This window comes from Streptomyces sp. SID5910 (assembly GCF_009862125.1).
Classification (GTDB): Bacteria; Actinomycetota; Actinomycetes; order Streptomycetales; family Streptomycetaceae; genus Streptomyces.
The window spans coordinates 1-934 of the sequence record NZ_WWHX01000605.1 but is presented as its reverse complement, the minus strand read 5'-3'; the positions used below and the strand labels follow the sequence as shown (position 1 = coordinate 934).

The 934-nt window shown below is 70.7% G+C and carries 1 protein-coding gene; it reads right to left on the bottom strand.

Annotated features, from left to right (window positions below; all coding sequences use genetic code 11):
* Nucleotides 1–10: 10 nt before the first annotated feature.
* A partial coding sequence (locus GTW67_RS21130) for an MFS transporter (RefSeq protein WP_161166372.1) occupies nt 11–934 on the bottom strand: 924 nt, incomplete at its 5' end.

The window sequence follows — 934 nt, the reverse complement described above, 5'->3', positions numbered from 1 at the left end:
TAGGGAAGCGTCAGGCCGCCTCGACGTGTTCGACCGCCGGGGCCGAGCCCGGCAGGGGGCGGCCTGCTGATTCCGTCATGAACCAGACCGCCACGCCGCCGATCACGGCCGCGGCCATCATGTAGTACGCGGGCATCATCATGTTGCCCGTCGCCCCGATCAGCGCCGTCACCACCAGCGGTGTCGTGCCGCCGAAGAGGGACACGGAGACGTTGAAGCCGATCGAGAGGGAGCCGTAGCGCACCCGGGTCGGGAACAGGGCCGGCAGCGCGGACGGCATCGACGCGGTGAAGCAGACCAGCAGCAGGCCCAGCGCGGCCATGCCCAGGCCCACGGCCCACAGGCTGCCCTCGCGGATCAGCAGCAGCGCCGGGACGGACAGGAGCAGGAAGCCCGCGCAGCCCGCCGCGATGACGGGACGGCGTCCGACCCGGTCGGTCAGCGCGCCCGCGAACGGCTGCGCGATCATCATCAGCGCCATCACGGCCAGCACGACCAGCAGCCCGTGCGTCTCGTCGTACTTCAGCTCGCTCGTCAGGTAGCTCGGCATGTACGACAGCAGCATGTAGTCGGTGACGTTGAAGACCAGCACCAGGCCGACGCAGAGCAGCAGCGTCCGCCACTGGCCGACGATCATCTCGCGCAGCGGCACGCGGGGCCGCGCGGCCTCCGCCTTCTCGACCTCGGCGGCGAACGCCGGGGTCTCCTCCAGCCGCATCCGCAGGTACAGCCCGATGATGCCCATCGGCCCGGCGATCAGGAACGGGATCCGCCAGCCCCACGAGGTGAGGTCGCCGTCGGACAGCAGCGCCGTCATCAGGGTCACCAGGCCCGCGCCGCCGATGTAGCCGGCGAGCGTGCCGAACTCCAGCCAGCTGCCCAGGAATCCGCGCTTCTTGTCCGGCGCGTACTCGGCGATGAAGGTGGACGCGCC